This window comes from Caenibacillus caldisaponilyticus (assembly GCF_002003465.1).
In the GTDB taxonomy this organism is placed as follows: Bacteria; Bacillota; Bacilli; order Bacillales; family Sporolactobacillaceae; genus Caenibacillus; species Caenibacillus caldisaponilyticus.
On sequence record NZ_BDDQ01000144.1, the window covers coordinates 1 to 848 of the forward strand.

At 46.5% G+C, this 848-nt stretch carries 1 pseudogene; it reads left to right on the forward strand.

Annotated elements, in window-relative coordinates:
• Positions 1-841 (forward strand): annotated as a pseudogene (locus CCB157_RS16890) (terminase large subunit domain-containing protein); the annotation flags it as partial.
• Positions 842-848: the final 7 nt, after the last annotated feature.

Consider the following 848-nt stretch of genomic DNA (forward strand, 5'->3'; position numbering starts at 1 on the left):
TCCGTATGTGTTTAATGAACAGAAAGCCATGCGCTTCCTGCTTTGGATGAGCCAATTCAAACATACGAAAGGAAAGCTGCAAGGCCAACGCATTCAACCTCATCCGATTCAGATATTTGTATTTGGCAACATCTATGGCTGGGTGCATCGCGATACGGGATTGCGCCGATTCCGGAAAGCATACTGGCAAGTTGGCAGGAAGAATGCAAAATCACAAAGCCTGGCGTGCGTTGGTTCATATGAAGACATGGCGCTTGGCGAAAACATGGCTGAGGTCTATATTGGGGCCACAAAGACCGAGCAAAGTCGCATTGTATGGAATGAGATAAAGGCTCAATTGGCAGGTTGTCCAGAACTAAAAGGAAAATATCGGGTGGCATACGGAAAGATCGAGCATCTAAAAAGCGGCTCTTTCATCGCAGCACTTTCTAAAGATGCCGGAAAGACAGGTGACGGACTCAACGTCCAGTGCGGTATCATCGACGAATATCATGCTCATGAGACGAGTGAAATATATGACGTATTGGTTTCCGGCATGGGTGCGCGACCGCAACCGCTCATTATGATCATTACGACGGCTGGATTTGATCTTTCGAGGCCGTGCTATCGCGTTGAATATCAATATGTCTCTAAGATACTCGATCCAAACTCTCCGATCGAGAACGACGAATATTTCGTCATGATCAACGAGTTGGACAAAGGAGATGACATAAAAGATGAGCGCGTTTGGGAAAAGGCGAACCCGATTCTGTGCTCATATGAAGAGGGCCGAAATTATCTCCGAGGAGAGCTGAAAACAGCTCTGGATGTACCGGAGAAGATGAGAAACTTTCTCACAAAAACATGAA